Genomic DNA, 342 nt, shown 5'->3' with positions numbered 1-342 from the left:
AACAGCGATCCCGATGCGTATGCGGTGCAACTGGATATCACGTTAAGCGGCCCCCTGGACCCCGACCGGCTCCACCACGCGGTCCAGACCGTGACCGGCCGCCACCCCCACCTGGCCGCCCGGTTCATCACCCACTACGACCCCCCGGTCCAACTCATCCCCACCCACCCCACAGCGGGATGGCTCTACCTCGACCTCGCCGGCCAACAGGAACTCGAGCAGCAGATCGCGCAGGTCTGTGCCGCCGAGCGGGCCGCGGTCGGGGACCTAGCGCAGCCCCCGGCGTTTCGGGTGACGCTGCTGCGCACCGCCGCCCACCGGCACCGCTGCGTGCTGACCTTC

The 342-nt window shown here is 70.5% G+C and carries 1 protein-coding gene; it reads left to right on the top strand.

From position 1 onward, the window contains the following. Window positions 1–342 (top strand): condensation domain-containing protein (locus AC5Y7E_RS24305; protein ID WP_499950965.1); only part of this gene is annotated, 342 nt, incomplete at both ends.

The organism is Mycobacterium sp. NGS17, assembly GCF_059813205.1.
Note: the sequence above shows the minus strand (reverse complement) of the source record. Positions and strands in the feature narration are given on the sequence as shown.